Source organism: Shewanella sp. MBTL60-112-B2, assembly GCF_019655055.1.
Lineage (GTDB): Bacteria > Pseudomonadota > Gammaproteobacteria > Enterobacterales > Shewanellaceae > Shewanella.
In genome coordinates this window covers 38,134-57,214 of the sequence record NZ_BPFA01000012.1, presented here as the reverse complement: position 1 = coordinate 57,214, position 19,081 = coordinate 38,134, and the positions used below count along the sequence as shown (strand labels likewise).

General features: G+C 38.4%; 16 protein-coding genes and 1 pseudogene. 5 read left to right on the top strand and 12 right to left on the bottom strand.

Translation table 11 applies throughout. The features are described 5' to 3' along the window. Window positions 1-83: 83 nt before the first annotated feature. Window positions 84-1,274, top strand: a complete 1,191-nt coding sequence (locus K5Q73_RS09780) for a DNA sulfur modification protein DndB (RefSeq protein WP_220760579.1) — start codon at window positions 84-86, stop codon at window positions 1,272-1,274. Window positions 1,275-1,778: 504 nt separating this feature from the next. Here the strand turns inward: K5Q73_RS09780 and K5Q73_RS09775 are convergent. The 5 genes from K5Q73_RS09775 to K5Q73_RS09755 all read right to left on the bottom strand — a co-directional run bounded on the left by K5Q73_RS09775 (window position 1,779) and on the right by K5Q73_RS09755 (window position 7,428). Then, entirely contained in the window at window positions 1,779-2,255 is a 477-nt protein-coding gene (locus K5Q73_RS09775; protein WP_220760577.1) for a hypothetical protein, read from the bottom strand. Window positions 2,256-2,899: 644 nt separating this feature from the next. Continuing rightward, complete coding sequence (locus K5Q73_RS09770) at window positions 2,900-4,936, bottom strand: hypothetical protein (protein WP_220760575.1); 2,037 nt, start codon at window positions 4,934-4,936, stop codon at window positions 2,900-2,902. Further along, window positions 4,929-5,372, bottom strand: a complete 444-nt coding sequence (locus tag K5Q73_RS09765; RefSeq protein WP_220760574.1) for a hypothetical protein — start codon at window positions 5,370-5,372, stop codon at window positions 4,929-4,931. Before K5Q73_RS09765 ends, K5Q73_RS09770 begins: the two co-directional genes overlap by 8 nt. Next, window positions 5,369-6,493: a hypothetical protein gene (locus tag K5Q73_RS09760; RefSeq protein WP_220760571.1), complete on the bottom strand. Its 1,125-nt coding sequence runs from the start codon at window positions 6,491-6,493 to the stop codon at window positions 5,369-5,371. Before K5Q73_RS09760 ends, K5Q73_RS09765 begins: the two co-directional genes overlap by 4 nt. Continuing rightward, window positions 6,493-7,428, bottom strand: coding sequence for a ComEC/Rec2 family competence protein (locus K5Q73_RS09755; RefSeq protein ID WP_259650737.1), 936 nt, complete (start codon window positions 7,426-7,428; stop codon window positions 6,493-6,495). Before K5Q73_RS09755 ends, K5Q73_RS09760 begins: the two co-directional genes overlap by 1 nt. A gap of 529 nt (window positions 7,429-7,957) precedes the next feature. On the opposite strand from K5Q73_RS09755, the pseudogene K5Q73_RS21865 reads away from it, so the two are divergent. From K5Q73_RS21865 to K5Q73_RS09740, 4 genes and pseudogenes are all read left to right on the top strand, one after another. Beyond that, window positions 7,958-8,307: pseudogene (locus K5Q73_RS21865) on the top strand (hypothetical protein). Further along, entirely contained in the window at window positions 8,285-8,974 is a 690-nt protein-coding gene (locus tag K5Q73_RS21860; RefSeq protein WP_374706836.1) for a hypothetical protein, read from the top strand. Before K5Q73_RS21865 ends, K5Q73_RS21860 begins: the two are co-directional and overlap by 23 nt. Next, a complete protein-coding gene (locus K5Q73_RS21855; RefSeq protein WP_374706835.1) occupies window positions 8,877-9,158 on the top strand; it encodes a DUF4113 domain-containing protein in 282 nt (93 codons plus the stop codon). The genes K5Q73_RS21860 and K5Q73_RS21855 overlap by 98 nt, the downstream gene beginning before the upstream one ends. 107 nt (window positions 9,159-9,265) lie before the next feature. Beyond that, window positions 9,266-10,018, top strand: coding sequence for an endonuclease (locus K5Q73_RS09740; RefSeq protein ID WP_220760567.1), 753 nt, complete (start codon window positions 9,266-9,268; stop codon window positions 10,016-10,018). 184 nt (window positions 10,019-10,202) lie between these two features. Here K5Q73_RS09740 and K5Q73_RS09735 read toward each other — a convergent pair whose 3' ends face one another. From K5Q73_RS09735 to K5Q73_RS09705, 7 genes are all read right to left on the bottom strand, one after another. Further along, on the bottom strand, window positions 10,203-10,736 hold the full coding sequence (locus K5Q73_RS09735; protein ID WP_220760566.1) for a hypothetical protein: 534 nt from the start codon (window positions 10,734-10,736) through the stop codon (window positions 10,203-10,205). 62 nt (window positions 10,737-10,798) lie between these two features. Then, the gene (locus tag K5Q73_RS09730; protein ID WP_220766141.1) at window positions 10,799-12,265 is read right to left on the bottom strand and encodes a hypothetical protein; all 1,467 of its coding nucleotides are present in this window, start codon (window positions 12,263-12,265) and stop codon (window positions 10,799-10,801) included. Between the two features lie 551 nt (window positions 12,266-12,816). Continuing rightward, entirely contained in the window at window positions 12,817-13,044 is a 228-nt protein-coding gene (locus tag K5Q73_RS09725; RefSeq protein ID WP_220766140.1) for a hypothetical protein, read from the bottom strand. Window positions 13,045-14,301: 1,257 nt separating this feature from the next. Then, entirely contained in the window at window positions 14,302-15,663 is a 1,362-nt protein-coding gene (locus K5Q73_RS09720; RefSeq protein WP_220760560.1) for an APC family permease, read from the bottom strand. Window positions 15,664-15,677: 14 nt separating this feature from the next. After that, entirely contained in the window at window positions 15,678-16,691 is a 1,014-nt protein-coding gene (gene ltaE, locus K5Q73_RS09715; RefSeq protein ID WP_220760558.1) for a low-specificity L-threonine aldolase, read from the bottom strand. Further along, window positions 16,679-17,794, bottom strand: a complete 1,116-nt coding sequence (locus K5Q73_RS09710; RefSeq protein ID WP_220760557.1) for a TauD/TfdA family dioxygenase — start codon at window positions 17,792-17,794, stop codon at window positions 16,679-16,681. The genes ltaE and K5Q73_RS09710 overlap by 13 nt, the downstream gene beginning before the upstream one ends. Before the next feature lie 761 nt (window positions 17,795-18,555). Next, window positions 18,556-18,924: a VOC family protein gene (locus K5Q73_RS09705; RefSeq protein WP_220760555.1), complete on the bottom strand. Its 369-nt coding sequence runs from the start codon at window positions 18,922-18,924 to the stop codon at window positions 18,556-18,558. Between the last annotated feature and the right edge of the window lie 157 nt (window positions 18,925-19,081).

Below are 19,081 nucleotides of genomic sequence, written 5' to 3'. Positions count from 1 at the left end.
AAACTTATACAGTAGTATTGATCGGGGCGTAGCCCCGATCAAGAAAAGATATATAATTTATTTATAATCTCTATAAAATCTAAATGTTAATTCTGGAAAAACAATTGCTTAGTTCAGAGATTGAAGTATTGGGGTTATCGGCAGACCAGAAGTACGGAAATGGTAAATCTATTCTGTGTTTAATCCCTTCTACTGAGGTTCAAAATTACTTTTCTCCATTTGAAAGCCTACCAGAAGACCTCGAGCTTATTTTTTCAGAATTACTTAATTCAACTAACCAAAATAGAATCAAAAGGTTAGAAGAAGAAATTGTTCATGGGTTGTGTTCGGAACAGTTCAGTACTCCTTTATCGCTTACTATTGCTGTAAGTGATGAGAGTTTGTTTTCTAAGAGAAAGGCCCCATTAGATTTAATAAGATACAAGCCTCAGAGAGCATTTCTGGTTGATGGGATTTTGACCTATTGTGCAATCATGAACCTCTTAGGTTATGAATTGAAATTTCCTAATTTCGTTGTAAATCAAAAGCAAAAGGGAGTTGATCCCCGCGTAAGACAGATGCTTGCCGGTCATTATCTACATCTTACAATTATTTTTGATGAAAAAAATAACTTAGAACAAAGTGATATTTTACGGTTGTGTAAAATATTTAATCAAAGAGAAGTTCAGCTACACTCCGTTAACCTCGCAAGAATAACTAGTGACTCACCCATTAAGGAATTAATTTATCAACTAGAGAAAGAACTTAGGCTGGATAAATTTGGGGGAATGTCTTCAAAAGCCACAAGAGTTACAAAAAGTGATCCGTTCATTACAACTGAATCAACTATGTTGCATATGATTCTAGCCGCTATTGGTGGAAGTAGGCTTAGAATGTCTACTAAAACCATCAATCAGCTATCCGATGGCAGCACCATAGATAGACCTCGACTAGAAAGAATTAAACCCGCCATCATTATTTTTTTCTCTGCGTGGCTAGAGTCTTGCCAAAAACAACTGAAATACAACCGTGACGGTTTTCACTACTCGACACAAATCTGGCAAGCACTTGGCTTGGTTATTCATGACCTAATCGATAATCAATATTCACTAGATAATCTGAAAAGGGCTGGCAGCTTATTAGGACAACTAGATTATTCTCGGGATGCAAAACACTGGCAGTATTGTAGCGCTATGATGATTGATATCAGGGGCTATCACTATAAGAATGCAACTAGTGGCGGAAGAACCTTTAGAGAAGGAATAGCCCGATATTTTATTGAAGTAGTCAGTTAGCGCAATAGTTATAATCTAAGGTAAGCCAATTAGATTCAAAACTCATTAGAACTACTAATAAGACCAAGATTCCGATTTTTTATAACTCCCCTCTCCTTCAGATGAACCTAATAGTGCAAAGGTTCTGCAGGTTTGGAACGCAGTAAAAAATCACAAAAACGAGTGCTTGTTCTATGTTAATAACTCAAACATGAAGGTTTGCACTTTATCCAGCACTAATCTCCTTGTATATAAGCAAAATGGGAGTGCAAACGTGTAAGCGCAGCAGAAATAATTTCGTGTTCTTCCGATATGAAGCACAAGTTTGAAACTAGTATACGAAATAGGTGCGCCTTAAATCGCTTATGGACAAAACAAGCTAGAACTCAGGCTCTAAATTTGAGTCGTGGGCTAAGTTAATCTATGGTGTTCGACCATGCAGTAACGCCGTCAGCAGAGGCCGAAAAACCAGAGCCTAAGGGGAGTTTTTGTGGTCCCTCTGGCTGACCTTGTTAGGTGATTTCACTATGCCACCTGTAGAAACTGGAGCGCATTATCACCAGAAAAAGAATCCGTGCAGGATGATGGCTTTTCCGTGAAAACCTTAGACGCTAATTTAACAGATTCAGAATTTGATTCTGAAATAACAGCCTCAATAAAGAACTTACTGATACCGTTGCGTTTCATACCATTCTTTAACTCTTCGAGACCTTTTGAAACGATGTTAGTTGCTAGACCTTTACCCCTTTCATTCTCAATTGTGGCCCACCCCATTTGGAAGCAAGGAATGCCCTCGACTGGTTCAGTAAGCACAAACAAAGCAATTGATTGAGCAATGTCACCGTTGAACAAAGCATAGGTGAACCTAGCAGTATCATTAGGTGTATCGTATAGAACTGAAACTTCAGGATAGCTTTCGCAATTTTGGAAAGATACTGATCTTACGTTTATCGCTTGCTGCAATAGTCTTAGTGAATCCATAGGGTTTGTCATTTCTGCCATAAATGCTCCTTGCTTGATTTACTGGGTAGATTGTTCGCCTGACATTTATATCGTGCGCATTCGCACGTATTTGGGAAAACGCGCATGCACAATTAATACACCTATTATTTAATTTTTACAGTATACAAGCTATTGATTTATAGGTACTCTAAAAGAGTATTGCCGGATAAATACGCACAAAAATGAGCAATGTGAGCATTGGTATTGATGCTGAATCGAAAGCGATCAATGACTGCCATTTATCGATTAGTAAAAGTAAGCCAACACGCTCTTCACAGTTATTTCCTCCTTATTGCCTGTAACTCATATGTGCATAGACTTGTTATTGGAGTCGTAGTGAGCTATAAGCTTGTCTAGTGGCGTATTTTTTTATCTACTATGGGAGTTTTTCAAGGCGCTGAACTCAGCAAGAACATGTTCAACGTAATTAATCAAACTATCCACACAATTAGGAAAGTAATGTTCCACAGTTAGGCCTCGAAGTTCTCACAAAGTTGTTCAGGTAACTTTGATATATAAAAGTAATGAGTAACGAAAAGCAAGATCTGACCCCATTGCTTCAGCTTTAATAATTAATCATCTTTTTTCTAGTGTAATATCCAGATAATATAGTTGGCACCTAAATAATAGGTGCCTAATTGATTTTATAGTTCAGATACTAGTTTCTGGTCGTCTGAGTCAATTTCTATTTCTGTAAAGCGCCCCAAATTAGCTGTGATATTGTCTATAAAGAAATCTTGTTTTTCTTTTCCATACCCTTTGTAGAACTTTGATATTGCAAATATAAGTTGACGATCTTTAAATTTTTCTGATTCCTCAAGTAATTGAGTCATAGAGTCAATACTCATTGCATGCTGACCAGGTTCGTCAAAGATCAATACGCCTGGGTGTACACTAGACTTAAACAACAATGACAGATAAAAAGCCCACTCAGATCTTATAAAATCACTAGCAGATGACGCTAATCGAATAGGTTGTGCACTACCTGCTGCGACATTAAAGACGCTCGGAAAAACTTTAAATGGTTGTTTACTATTAATCTTAACCTTATGAATTTCGTTACTCTCGTAATGGAACTTTTTCAAGTAACTTTGAAAAGTTTTCTGGAATAAGTTAATTTTTTCTTCATCACTACCAAAAGACTGCTTTATGCCTCTGATCTCATTGTCTATATTGACTATTCGAGTGTTAAGACTGTTGATATTTTCTTTAAACTTCTCAAACTCTCCAGCCAAAACATTAAGTCTATCCAATAAATTTGAAGTGACAAGCTCTTGCTGAATTAGTGACCTGTGTAAAGACTTATCTACGTTTGAATTCAAGTCGCGATCAAGGTTTGTTATCTCATTTCTAGTGGAGTGAATAAGATTATTATAGTAGTTACAGTCTTTGACATAGTCTTCTTCGAAGTTACTAAAGCTATCTAGGTAGCTGGAGATCATTGATATTTTACTATCTATATACTTCAACGAACTCTCATAGTTATCTTGGCTTACGACCTTATTTGGAGATATTGCAGTAATTGTATTGTCACATAGCGGACAATTATCTGATGACGAAAGTTCACTAATCAATTCGTCAACCTTTCTAGAACCAACAATGTTAGACCTTTCTTCAGAAAGTCTAGTTAAGTGGTCTGTATAGTTCTTAACTTTGTATTTTTCGGTTGCATACGCACGGTCTAACGAGGATTTGACTCTATTTAGTTGCAAAAGCTTTACTTTAAGGTCTTTTCGATTCTCACTCAAGTCACTGAGATCCTTTCGTTTTTCAATATCTCGATTTATTTTTCTTAACTTAGTTAGCTCTTCAGTTTTTAACTTGTGTGCAGTCTTTACATCTAACCAGTCAGACTCCATCTTTATTTTAAGTTGGAGGTTCAACAAAGAATCGATCTTTGATTTTTCGAATTTTTTTCCAAGTCCATTTACTACGTATGAAAGAGAGTAATCCACCCTGTCGAAATCCTTAACTGCTTGATTCCAGCTTTCTACTAGTTCAGCTTTTTCGGTAGATAATCTATCTTTCTCGATATCATTTTCTAAACACTGTAATGATAATAAATACTCGACCAACTTCCTCTTTGCATCTTTAATATTAAAAGAAGGCATTTGGGACATAAAATCAGACCAACCTTTAGTTTGCTCTATGAAGCAACTAGAGAATACATTCTGTAAATATAATGTGTTCTTATTCGTCTCGGGGTCTCTTGGTAATTCTATATCAATGAATGTTTGAAGCCATGTATAAAAACCAAACTTATGACTGTGATCTTTTGCAGAGTGAAGGTAGTATTTACTGACTTTACCATCTTGTTGAACAATAATTGTGTTTCTATCATCTTCAATTGGCGACATTGCAGGTCTTTCAATCAAAGCAATCTCACCGTTATGATTCTCTATCTCAAGTCTTATCATCGACTGTGTAATGCTGTAAGTCGTATCTTTATAAACAAACTCGCTAGTCAAACATTTATCCAATAGGCTAGTCTTACTTGTACTCATTCCAAGTAACTGCTCCATACCTAAATTGTAATAAATACAAGACAATATACTTGACTTTCCCGTAGAGTTTTGACCTTTTATAATGTTAAGACCGTTATTAAAGTTAAATTTGAATCCGTATTTGTTTTTATTTTCACGAACATGGATTTCAGCCGATACGTTATTAATCTTAAACATTATAGATTACCTTAGATTTTTCAAACGTTTTTGTTGTTGTATTAGCCAAGACTTCTGCTTTTGAGCTTAAAATTGATAACTCTTCAATTTCAATTAACTCATCAAATTTTTTGAGTCCTTTTTCAGTTAGTGAATACCTAACTTTGTTATTGTCATATGACTGACATATAATTTCATTTTTAACAAGAACTATTACTTTATTTTTCAATTCTTTGTCTATGTTCCATGGAGGAATAGTGAATTTGGGAAGACTAGAGAAGTCTTGATCACATATTAACAGATCAAATAGAAAATGAAGTTTATCTAAGTAAATATACTTCGCACGTCCAGAAGTAGAATATGCAATTAAAAAGATGATTGCAGCAATTTGAAAGCTGTCTAACTTCCTTGGGGAAAGAAAACTGGTATAAGGTCGTTTTTCAATATATATAGTCATTTTTTACTGAACCTAAGATTACAGACTGCCATCCATGTTGCGACATTATATTGGGCAATTTTTCTTCTATCCGTACGACTTAGATCAAATTGCCCCAGATCTTCGTTTATTACATCAAGGTGTTCTTGGTAAACATCATTGTAGTGTTCGAGAGCTTCATGTTTTGAGCTCACGTACTTCTCCATTTTATCCCTTTCTGCAGTCTCAATAACATCTTCATAGCTTTCAAAGAGAGTAGAATCTTTTTCAATTACGTTTTTGATACAAGCATCGCCAATCATTATTTTTTCTAGCTCTTTGGGTAACTCTGCTTTGTACGAATCACCATGAATCGTTTCTAATTTACTTTCTAAATGACCATAATACCCTTCATTACCAGGGCGGTTTTTCCACTCATCAACCCACAGGTTAAATTTTTCTTCATTTATTAGCTTGCGGTTGAAGCTTATTAGCCGATGATTACAATCAAAATCTTCGCTATTTTTGAATTCAAAACTATCAACAACCTCTTTGAGAACAGTTAAATCTCTAGTCTCAATAAAGTCGAGCACCCCGTCGTTAGGTATTCTGCTCGTTATCCCATGTAATATGATGGTATTATCTGAAGTGCAAAGTAACATTGGACTACCAGAGATCCCTTCCATCGCTTCAGCGCCATGCGAATCATCGTGAAAGTTGTTAAATGCCCCAGGAACTGCCGAGTATCTAAATTGATTTGTTTCTAGATCATCATTGAACTTAACATTATCCAAGAAGAAAGAGTCATTCAGAAGACTAGGTTTCATGTATGAAATAGATAATAGTCTGCTGTTAGTTATCGAGTTACAAAGAGTAACTGGCTGTATGTTTTCTACTTCAGAATAAAGTCTAAACAATGTAAGATCATGTTTTTGCGCGAACTCTAGAAAGGTCAATTGTTCAAACCTTTCAATGCGCTGACCGCGAACATCTAATATTTCTACTACGCGTTCAACATCATACTTTTTTCCATAGATAACATGCCCAGCAGTAATACAGTAAGTGATATCTGCCGACTTAAATAGAAAACCACAACCTACATGTAAACTATTAGAATTTAGAGTTACGAAATTTGATTTGATGCTATTCTTTAATACTTTCATTATAAGGTAATAGTCTCTGAATAAATTAAGTTTACACGAAAACCATTTGGTAGATTATTTATCTTGATGCGACTGCAAACTTTCTCATAGTTGAAAGTAATGTTACATTCCGAATAACCATGCTCATTACTCGATAAGATTAATCGCGCTAGGGTTTCTGCATGTGGATGACCATAACTTCTAGGCCCATTAGTAGAAATAATGAAGTTGTTGCAATCTATTCTTCTTAGTAACGCCATACTGGTATTGTGCTTACTCCCATGGTGAGAGATTTTTACAACATCAAACTTTGTCTTTCCTTCGATTTGGTTTAACACCACCTCTGGAAGGCTATCAGACAAGAACAATGCAGCTTTGCCCGCATGTGTGATAGTTAGTGCAATTGAGGACGCATTTACAATGTCACTTGAAATGTTGTTTTTTGGCTCAGGAGGAACATTTGAGCAATCGACTTCGATGAAATCAGTTGAAACGAGCCCATCATCACTGGCTTTCCACTCAGTGAAAAGTTGACCAGCGACTATAGATGGAGGCGATAAGACTTCCACTGTGACTCCATTAAAGTCGAGAATTTTACCCGTTGTAGCTTCATCGAGAACGTAACCGTTCTTCATAAGAACTTCTTTGAGGCTGTTTCCATCCTCATAAGTCACTAGACCACTTGTATTAGTTGTTATAGCGACCTGATCAGGGTGATTCATATAAATGGGCGCTGTTTTCGGAACATATTTACTAAACTGACCGTATAGCTTTGCTATTCCTCCAATATGATCCCTATCCACATGTGTCACAAATACCGCTTGTAGCTTTGCGGGATCGTTCTCTTGTAAATATCTTTTCAAATACTTCGCTACACTGCGAGTTCCACCATCAATGAAGAATGTTTCATTGTCACACTCTACGATAAATGAATCGCCTGTCTTAGCTTTCAGCATGTGGATACGGAAAGTGTTTATCATTTATATCAGTTAGTTAATCTTATATGGAGTGCAACTTTACACACATTAGCAAATAAATCTAGTACTAAAGTCAAGTTGTTTGATTTTGCAAAAAGAATGAGTAGAACAGTACGAATTGAATATGCAGGGGTCTCTATGGCAGTTGAGGATTGGGTTAGTTTATCTATTGAGCAAGATGCCAACTTTTTTCTCAGCTGTCTCGTTCCTGTCCAAAAACGAGTTAGGTATGTATGGTACTTTAGTACTCATTCATAGCTCGATTCATGAGTTACGAATGCAGGTTAGAATGATTATTTATCCCGGTTTACGTTGAATTTGATACGGTAGAACCTAGTCCATACACTGATTCAGTATGAAAGTCCTCTACTAAATTTAGCTCTCTTTTGTCTCGTAATTTAACTTCATAGAGTTGTTTTACTAAAGACTAACTGTAAATTTTTAGACGCAAATGGTCTTTGTGGTATTTCAATGACTACATGCATTATTTTAGTTTTAAAACAGTAACTTGTCGCAACCCAAACTATTCTGTCTAAATTTACCTCCAACATTAGCCAATTCTTTCTATTGCAGTGCTGAACAGGTTTTTAGGCCCGAATGGCGTAATCGCCCTATTGTCGTGCTCAGTAACAACGATGGTTGTATTGTGCGGCTAACAGGTTGGCGAAAGAAGCGGGAATTAAAAAGTTCGGTCCTTACTTTGAAGCTAAAAGACTGTGTGAGCACAAAGGTATTATCGCGTTGTCTTCAAACTATGAGCTCTACGGCTCTTTATCTGCATCTATGATGGAGGTGATTGGCCGCTTTGCCCCACAGCAGCATATCTACAGTATTGATGAGTCTTTTTTTATCGTTTAAGCATTGCTACCCCGCTATACCATGCCTAACTGAAGACGCATTAAAACTTAGGCGAGCCGTTTGGAGAGAAACAAGGTTAACTGTCTGTGTTGGGATTGGCGCAACCCTTACTTTAGCCAAAGTCGCTAATCATGCAGCAAAAAAACTCCCTGGTTATAATGGCGTTTGCGCCATTACTAACAATGAGCAACGTTCAGCAATTTTAAAAACCATGAAAACCAATGATGTCTGGGGCGTTGGCGGCCGCATAGCCAAAAGGCTCGCTACAATGAACATTCACAATGCCTATGCGTTGTCGCAAATGAAAGCCGGCATCGCCAGAAAGCAATTCAGCATTGAACTTGAACGAACGGTACGAGAACTAAACGGCGAAGTGTGCAAGACTTGGGATGAAGCAAGAGCTGACAAGAAACAGATATTTTCAACTCGCAGTGTTGGCAACAGAGTGACTGATTTGCCTTCATTATGCCAAGCATTAAGTAAACACGCTTCAACTGCAGCCGCTAAAGCAAGAACTCAAGGTTCACTGTGCAAAAGCATGCTGGTATTTGCGTCAAACTCGACTTTTGATGAGCACACAAGGGGGTTTAAGTATCTTCATCATTTTGCATACCCAACAAATGACACCTGCGAAATCATTGTGGCAGCAACGCAGGCTGCAAGGTGATTTATTTGAAGGCGGCAGGAATCCAAGCAAGATGCTGGTCTTGGATAAAATCAACGAAAAGTACGGCACTGACACGGTGTTTCTCGCTGCCCAAGGTATATCGCAGAAATGGGGAATGCGGAGAGACATGCTGACGCCGCAATACACTACGCGCTGGAAAGACATACCTTTGGTTAAATGCTAACCAATGTGTAGTCATATTAAGCAAGTTTAATTAAATCATGCTTATTCCTACTATAAAGCTTCTGATAGTTAAGGCAAAATTAATCAAACTATTTTAGTCAGAACCTTATGAATATCCGCGCACTATCCATAGCTATTACAGCACTGCTGCCTTTAACTACGTTTGCCCAGTCTGGTGAAGGCAATACAACCATAAAGTCGTTTAATAAAGCAAAGAAAACACTCGAACGTAAAGTTTATTACGACCATCGTGTAACGCTTTATTGTAATGCAGAGTTTGATAGCAAGAAAAGCATCAAACTTCCTCGCGGATTTACAACTGAAAAGCACGTTAAGCGCGCCAAAAGAGTTGAATGGGAGCATGTTGTTCCTGCAGAGAACTTTGGCCGAACCTTTTCAGAGTGGCGTGATGGCCACCCAAGTTGCGTAAATAACAAAGTAAAAAGCTTCAAAGGCCGTAAATGTGCCGAGAAAGTAAATCACGATTACCGTTTAATGCAATCTGATTTATATAATTTGTATCCAGCAGTAGGCGCAGTGAACGCTACCAGAGCTAACTACAACTTTGCAATGCTCCCCTCTTCAGGTTCGAGCTTTGGTAGTTGCGAAGTAAAGATTCATGATAGAAAAGTAGAGCCGACTATTGGCTCAAGAGGCAGAATTGCAAGAACCTATTTGTATATGGAACAAGCTTATCCGCGATACATAATGAGTAAACAGCAAAAGCAGCTAATGAATGCTTGGGACAAGCAATTCCCTGTGAGCAAATGGGAGTGCAAACGAGCTAGCCGCATTGAGAATATTCAAAAGAACAGAAACAATATTGTTTACTCTCGATGCGAAGCTCTGGGTTACATCTAAATTAGAACTCGTAGCCATACAATAAATGGCTACACTCTAAATTTTGTTGGACAAATATACGTTAGAGCTAAAGCTCTGGAAATGACTATTGGCATTAGGATAAGTATGGCAATGTGATATGCAATAACACTTGTTCTTTGGATAAGGACTCGACTGCGCACGACCTACCCTTCATTTGTTCGAGTTAAAACTGGAAAATTTCCTCAGAGACAAATTCACCGTTGGCAAACTCTTTTAGTCTGTAAGTTCTACGTTCTGCATCTATCCATAAAAAATAACCCAGTTTGTAACCACATACATGCCGAGGTTTAAGCTCACCTTCTAAAATTATAACATCATCATAATTCGATTTCGTCATAATCCTTAGGCGCTCACAATCTTCATCTTCTTCTATCGCAGGGCGTTCAGCCTTCTTCATTTCAACCGCTATGAGGTTATCGGCGTCTAGTTGACCTCGGCTATGTAATAATAAGTCACAGCAAATTCGGACAATAACAGCATTTCTATCGAGAATAGTCTTTACTCTGCCACGATTTCGATTATATTCAGTATCTGCAAAATATTCAGTTAACCCAGCTTCATGAGCTTTGGGTTCTAGTATCATCGCCAACCGGGCACATAAATTTCGCTCCGAAATACCGGCCTGTATATTTGCATTCTGCGATACAACAAATTCAGCTAATGATTCTGAAAATATATTTCTTAACTTTTCAATCATGTATTGCTCTATTTATTCAGGTTTATAACGCCAAAATCAGGTGCCGTAGGCGTCACTTGGATTTATTCTTTAGGCGTAACTACATAATCACCGTGAGTAACTGTTATGCCAGAGATGGTCCTTGACTTAGGCATAACCTTATCGGCATTGAGGCTAGATGTAGGTTTAGCACTATTCTTGAGTTTCCATGCAAAAAACGCCGGATTTTCCGTTACTTTTTCGCGATAGTCTCCATAAGTTTTAGCGCCATGAGCTAGAGCGGCTAAAGTACCTAAAAGACTAGCCCCTGAAGTCGCGATACTAGCCGATAAACCTACTGCTGCAATACCTAAATCAGCAAAAGATACTTTTTTAATGTTTTTTAGTTTTGTGTTGATTTTTTGAACTTGTGATTCAAATATTTCATGCTCAATATCTTCAACTTTTCTCCTAATAATAAGAGGATCTTTTTCATAACGAAGCTCTTTTAACGAGCTTTCCAATTCGCGGCGAAAGTTTGCAAACTCTTCTCCATCATTTTGTCTTATACTCATAAGATCATGAGAACTAACACCTTGTAAAAATGGTAGTTCCATCTTCATTACCGAGTCAAATGTATTAGCTTGTATCGATTTATCACCAGAAAAAAAATGCTTTCGGAGTAATTCTGATTCAAGCTGAGTGGTACTCGAGTAAGACGAATTTAAGCTAGTAGCAAGGGAAACATTGTTAACTGTGTTTTTAAAGTACTCGTAAGCACTTTTGTTTATAGACTGACTAACCCAATTATCAAATTCACGAACTTTTGGAGGCGTATCAGGCAAAACCATTTTAGTCAGCATAGTACGAGTATTGTCGTCCATCGATATAATCTCCTGCTCAAAAAGATTATATATTTCGACGTTTTCTCGACAATCTCCCTCGAAACTCAGGCCAATACCACGACATGGAAATAAATCATCGCATAACATATACCCATTCGGTATTTTTTCGAGAGATGAAACGTTCGCACGTTGATTAAAAAATTTTGATATAGACTCAGGTAGTAAATCAGCAAATCCTACCTCAGAATACCCACCAGGAATCTGGATTGCAGGTTCAGAATGGTAAGAATGTGGGTAAAACTTAACATAGTTTCCAGCTACAAGTGGGCGTAAGGATATGATTTGATTTGCGTAAAATGCTAATTTAACGCGATCTATACTCCCGTCTTGCTTAAAACCTAGCATTTGAGAAAACACTTCTGATTGTTCATGTGGAGGCATTGTGAAAGGAAAAATTGGGTCTGGTAATACGATTTGATCCATATACAAAGCCGCACGCTTAAGCATTAAATCATTTGCGAAAAATTCAGACCCCGTTGAACTCAGTTTGCCTTGGTTATCCCTTATATCATATGAAACAAAGGGGATTTGCATTATGGAAAAAGTTCGGTATCGAGACAGCTCTTGAACTAAACGTTTTTCAGAAATCCCTTGATAATCCCTACTGATCAAACTCGTGTCTAAGATGAGTGAGTCATTTAAAAAATCGTAGATATAACTTCCCATTGATTCAAAATTCCATTTTGTGAGACGATTCTGGTCTTTGTATACATGCCCTGCGCGTTTAGGACATTAGACCAATAGCACGGGAATAGCTAATTATTTGTATTTAATCAACTTTATAAGTCGTTGGCTGATTGTGCATCCGTCGAGACGCGCATGCTCAGTTTCTAAACCTCTTACCTAAACTGCCTGCAACTTAAGTGGTTGATGTTAATTGATAATTTCCTTTGAAACAAGTGTGGGCGTGCTCGTTTTGTGCTGAAATTGTTCAGGATAGTGCTTGAAAAATTATGGTTGTACAGACCCTGCTAAACGCTATTTATTACAAGTTCCCAGAATAGGGTTTCATTCTAGGAAAGAAACAGTGTTTAGTCGGCTGAAGCGTCGTAGTTCACATAAGATTTTATATGGTAAACCAGCATCAACTCAGCTTGACTAAACTAGCCTGCTGTCACGTTAATGGGCATAAGTGAGTTAGCGATAAGCTAGCTTATAAAATCCAAGTGTAAAGAGAGTAACGAGATACTACAGGTATTACCGTATTACTTTAAACACTAATGAGGATGCTTCAAACCAGAAGGTGTTTTCCCCTCCAAATGCAATCCCTTAGCTTGCTCTAGTACCACTAATACTGCTTTATATTTACTATCATCGATTAAACTTGTCCGTCCAAGGTGGTCCTGAGTAGTTTCCTTTTTTAACTCGTACTCCAATATCCCTATCTGTTCTTCTATATCATTGATTGACATTGTAAGAACATCTTTTAATTTAAGTAAGTTCATTTTTTTACCTTTCATCTCCGAAGACTTATTTACATTGTAGTGGTCAACTAAAATATACCAAATTCTGATAACCCCAAAATTAATGATTAATTGTACTAATGAGGACTGCAGCAAAAGTGAGTCAACATGTTAGAGAAGCAATATAAGACACCAAGAAAGGGGATTAACTCATTGCCAATATAATGTTAATAAATTTCATTGTAAGAGAGAATGAAGCTGATTAATTTAACTAATGTAAGGTTTTGGGTGTACTCAAATTAAAAGTTTAAAACCATATAGATGCAGTTGTGAATGTGAGGGTTCATCTCAATTCACCACGACATGATGAAAAGTATAACTAATGTTCCAAGAAGTTATCACCGGCTTTATGTTTAATATTTCAGCATTATGACTAATGCGCGCCCTTCCTGAATTTAGTTCATGAAGTACTAGCGATAGATTCGTGACTTAACTGCTCCCTAGATGCCACTTCATGAACTTTATGTTAATACCATAATTAAAAATTGTGTAATAACTTCAATTTAAACAAGGGATTAATGAATTATTTTTTATTGTGAACTAGCTATCTAAAGCATATAAGTTAAATAGGGTTTATGGATAGATGTAGGAATTGCCACCTTTTGGGAATTGTCACCTAATTTGAGAATCTCAGTCAGTTTGTGTTTTTAGTCACTATGTTAAAAAATATTTTGCAACCACGCTTTGGCAAACACATTCTAAAGATAACATCGTACAGGCATTGTTAGCTATGGCTTAAAGCTTGTGAATCTAATTCAGCGAGCCGCTTGTTATGACTTCTATTCTGTTCAAAACATTCTCATCAAGTTTATCTCGTTCAGTAGATAAACTTGATGCTGCAATAGCTTAGCGTTTTAGGACTTCTTTGCTGCATGCTTTTGTGTTTCACTCGGTGATTAGTTCTGTGATTAGTATATGCATAGCTTAAGCTCTGTGCATAGTTTGGATACGCTTAAAACAAAGCTCTGTTAATGCTGACTTCTGTGATTGCTTACTTTGCTCTGAATTACATCGGTTCTAAATGATTTAAGATCAATAACCGTAACTGCCAATCTATGGAGATTAGCTGTCTTCATTAGAACGCTTGATAAAATGCTTACGGCCTGACGATATCGGATTATCCCGTTGTTTAAACTAACAAAAAGGCGCTACAGAATAACTGTAGCGCCTTGAACATAACATTGGCCAATAATGGAATAGCTTAAATGAGAGTTATCTATCAGTGAGTACTGCACTCAATTAGTCTGACAGTAACTCCTCATTTATACTTGTCTCTGACTCTGACATGGTTTTGGGCTTTCTTTGTAAAGCATATATAGGCAAACCTAACAAAATCAGGAAGAAAGAGTAAAAGACAATTTCCTGCCCTGCTCCCAAAATACAAAACAAACTATAAACAAAGGTGCCAATGCCAAGAATGATGGCGCGGTTCCGTGCTGCCGATGGTTTGTCCTGTTTTAAAAAGTAGAACTCAGCAATGGCACATAAGGTGTAAGCCATTAAGGTCGCTAACGTCGCCATCATCACTAAAAATGTGAATGCACCGATCAAGCCTTTGGTGTAATTCATTATCAATAGTACAGAGACAATTGCGCCCGATACCAGTAAACCAAATGTTGGCGTACCATTTTTAGATAAACGCTTAAAGCGCTTTGGAAATAAGCCATTGGTTGCGATGGCCATCGGCATCTGTCCACACATTAAGGTATTGGCATTTAAAGACCCTAGCGTCGATAATAACGCACCCAGTGTCACCACTATTGCGCCAATAGGTCCCATTAACCGCTCAGCTGCTAGCTTAAAGGGCGCAGTTGAATCTTTCAGTTCACTGGTAGACACAGTTAGATTCACCGCTAAACTCACCAATATATACAAAACTAAAATAGTCAGTACTGAGGCTATAATCGCTCGCGGAATCGTCTTTTCAGGTTGAATCACATTACCCGCAGGAACGGTGGCAGATTCTATTCCTAGAAACGACCACATCACCAACATAGTGGCAGCAGAGATTGCTGCAATCGGTGATAACTCCGTCGGATTGTACTCGGGTAGCATTTCTGGCTGCATGTTAATTAAGCCTAATGCTGCCAGTATTAACAAGGGTGCGATCTTTAAAATGGTCGTAATCACTTGGAAGATGCTACTGCCCTTAACCGAGCGAATATTCAAGCCTATAATCAGCCAAATTAAGCCCAAACATGCTATTAACCCTGCTTGATTGTGCTCTGCAAGTATTGGTACATAAGCGGATAGATAACTGATAAATGCAATGGCGACACTCGCCACGGCTGTTAAGCAGGAGATCCAATAGCACCAGCCTACAATAAAGCCGGCCATTGCCCCTAAACCCGAATCAGCATAGATGTACAAACCGCCCGTTTTAGGAATTCTGGTGGCTAACCTTGCGAATGTCAGTGCAATCAACACTGTACCTGCGCCAGCAACTAACCAGCTACTCAAGCCCAACATGCCATAAGGCGCTAATAGTGTCGGCATCATAAAGATCCCCGAACCAATAGCGCAACCTACGGCTAGCGCCCAAACTCGCCAAAACCCCATGACTCTATAGTCTTGAGGCTGTGAAGTGTTGTTTTGTGTCATTAGATGCCCTAGCGTTAAGCCGCTTGTTGAAATAATTCAATAATGGCTTTTAGGTCATCATCATTAATATTTAAGTGTGTGACCAAACGCATCTGCTCACCTGAAGGCAGCAATATATTGTAATTGGCTGCACGCTCAGCAAGGCGTTCTCTCATTGCTTGGCTAACGCTCACATATAACATGTTGGTGTTGGCCTGGCCTAACGGGATACTCACACCGTCAATTTGGCCTAGCGCACTTGCTAATTCGCTCGCTCGGCGGTGATCATCACTTAAACGATTGATGTTGTTTTGTAAGGCATACAAGCCTGCAGCGGCAATCATTCCTGCTTGGCGCATACCGCCACCTAACATTTTTCGCCAGTGCCTAGCTTCATCGATAAACTTATTTGAGCCTACGAGTAACGAGCCAACAGGCGCTCCTAAGCCTTTTGATAAACAGATTGAAACACTGTCAAAATCTGCCGTTAAGGCTGCTGCGCTGGTGTTACCGTCAACAACAGCATTAAATAATCTTGCACCATCTAAATGCATGCTTAAGCCATGGCGCTGTGCTATCGCGTTAACGGCTTGAGTATATCCGTCAGGTAAAGGAAGACCACCATGAGTGTTTTCCAGGCATATCAACTTGGTTCTGGCATAGTGAACATCTTTTGGTTTAATGGCTTTTTCCAGTTCACAAAGATCCATGCTTGCATCAGCTTGTAGCGTTAATGGCTGTGGCTGAATACTGCCTAATACCGCGGCGCCGCCGCCTTCGTAAAGATAGGTATGTGCGGCGCTGCCAACAATGTATTCATCACCTCGCCCACAATGAGACAGCAGCCCCATTAAGTTGCTTTGTGTTCCTGAAGGACAAAAAACTGCAGCTTGTTTATTGAGTAATTCAGCTGCATAGGATTCAAGCTGCTTAACACTAGGATCTTCACCGTAAACGTCATCACCTGTTTGGGCTTCAGTCATTAACGCGCGCATGTTCAGGCAGGGCTGAGTAACCGTATCACTGCGTAAATCGATTACTCCTGCCATGGTGTTTTCCCTTTTAAGGTTAGCTTTTTACTAATGTAATCTTCTCGATTAGTGTAGCCGCCAGCAAGATGACGGAAACCGCTAAATGCGCTACGCGCATGAAGAACACGCCAATTATCAAACCATACCGCACGTCCAGGTCGTAATTGAAAGCTCACCTGATATTTAGGGTCGTTAATCAATTGCTGAAACAGGCCATAAGCATGATAAAAAGCCTTTTGCTCACTAGCACTTAACATAAATGGGCTGCGGTCAAAGTTATTAAAACAAATTTGTTCAAACTGGCCATTAATATCTTCGCGCACAACCTCATGCTGGCCTCTCAATTGAACGCCAGGCTCAATATAGTGCGCAGGTACCTTAATTCTTTTTAGCGTCTCATAAGCTGCAGGATCTTCATCTTTTATGGTTTGAGCAACTTTAAAGCCATCGGCAAACTGGTTGAAAGCTCCTTCGCCGTCAAAAGCTAAACAATGCAATAACTGCAAGCCTGGCGGGTCAAGTGTATAGGTACTGTCGGTATGTAGGCCAATCCCCACACTGGTATAGGCACTGTCACTATGCGCGCCATTATTTGAAAAGTCCCATAAACTACCAAATACGGTATCTCGGATATATCCGACTTGATTGAGCAACTTTTTAGTCGCATCCATATTTGAAGGCATGCCTGAAAATGTCACTAAACCATACCGATCCATACTTTCTAATACTGGCAAAAAAGCAGCATCGTTAGCGGTTACCTGTTCAAAATCAAAATCTGGGACTTGGTTTTGTAGCTCGTTAGCCCATAACTGATATGAGGGGTCATTAACTGGCGTACAGGCCATATTAAAAAGAAAGCTAGCATCAAACTCGCTGACTAGATCACCATCTAGCCAATGAATGCGTATTTGGGCGCCGTTATTGATAATCTGGAACTGTTCTACCTGTGGCACTGTCGGTAAGGAAAAGGTTTCAACATCTCGTTGTAATGTATCTGGGTTAAGGCTGGACTGATCGGTACTGTGATCTCTTAACCAAAATAAACTGAAGTTTGCTTCATTATTATTAGAAAATTGAATCGCAAGACTTTCATCTACACGTTCACATTTGTGAATAAACATAAAAATAGAACCCTAAGTCAATCTGTTAAATAACAGCTGACACAACAAAGTGGTAACAATTAACCACCATAGCATCGACGATTTACGATTATCAAGTGCTGACCTAGAGAGCTTTTTCATGCAGGCTAAAACGCGATGTGACTTGCATAATGTTGCTATTGGGTTGGATTTGGTGCCGGTTATCTTGTCCTAGGGGGAATGCTCAACATACTGTGCCATTAGAGACATCATATGGAATTTTTTCGACCAAACTTTCTCATCCAAACTAAGTAAACGGTTAACTAGCCATACAGGCATATAAACCAATATCTGACAGTGGCTTAATTTCAACCTTTCTTTAAGCGCCAGAGCTATTAAATTCACTTCACTCAAGGCTATTATTGTTAAAAGCCTTGAGCTTGTTTAACTCAGAACTTAGTTCAAGGTTATTAAGCGCTTACGAAAATTACTTCCCTCTAAGGGTTAGCGTTAAGGTGAAAACTCACCTTACTACTGCCCTTACCCATTTATTCAATTCATGAACCTTCATGAGCTAGGTTTCATGAGTTAGTCTTTATATATCAGATGCTATTTTTATTGTTATTAGCTTCATTTTAGAGGCTGTAAGTTAAATTGTTACCAAACATTAACATTGCCCGATTCGTTAAAGTCTTTTCTTTGAGGATTCACTACGCAAAATTGATGACCTGTTGGTGCTTGCATCACGACCCAGCGTTCAAAATGCTCGACTGAGTATAGCTTAATGATTACTCTAGCTTGGATTAGTTTCGATGATCAGCAAATTCCATTAACTCATTGATTATGCCTGATGGATCGAAAAAGGCCGCATAACGCCCCCATCTATTTTCATTTGGCGCCTTGTGAATAAACACAACTCCCTTTGATTTTAACTCGTCTATTTTCTCGTCTAGGTTATGCACAGTAAGCACCAAGGATGAGTTCGCGTGGTAGCCGTGTTCATAGTCTGTTGCCTGCATCGTTCCTTGGAACATGAATATATTGTGTAAGCCATAGCTAAGCATGATGCTATCGTCATATTCTTCCACAATCTTTAAACCCAGCACATCAACATAAAATGCTTTAGAAATAGTAAGGTTGTGTACTACCAATAAGGTCGATGCGTGTTCCATAAAGTATGAATCTCTTCTTTATTTCGTGTTATCGCTCTAACATAACACAATTTAAAATACTGCAGATACTCATTAGCTTTTAACTAAAATATCATTAAATTATTTTGTCATGTGTACTAGCTAACATTTAAGAGTTCACCCTAACCTGCCGGTGAAC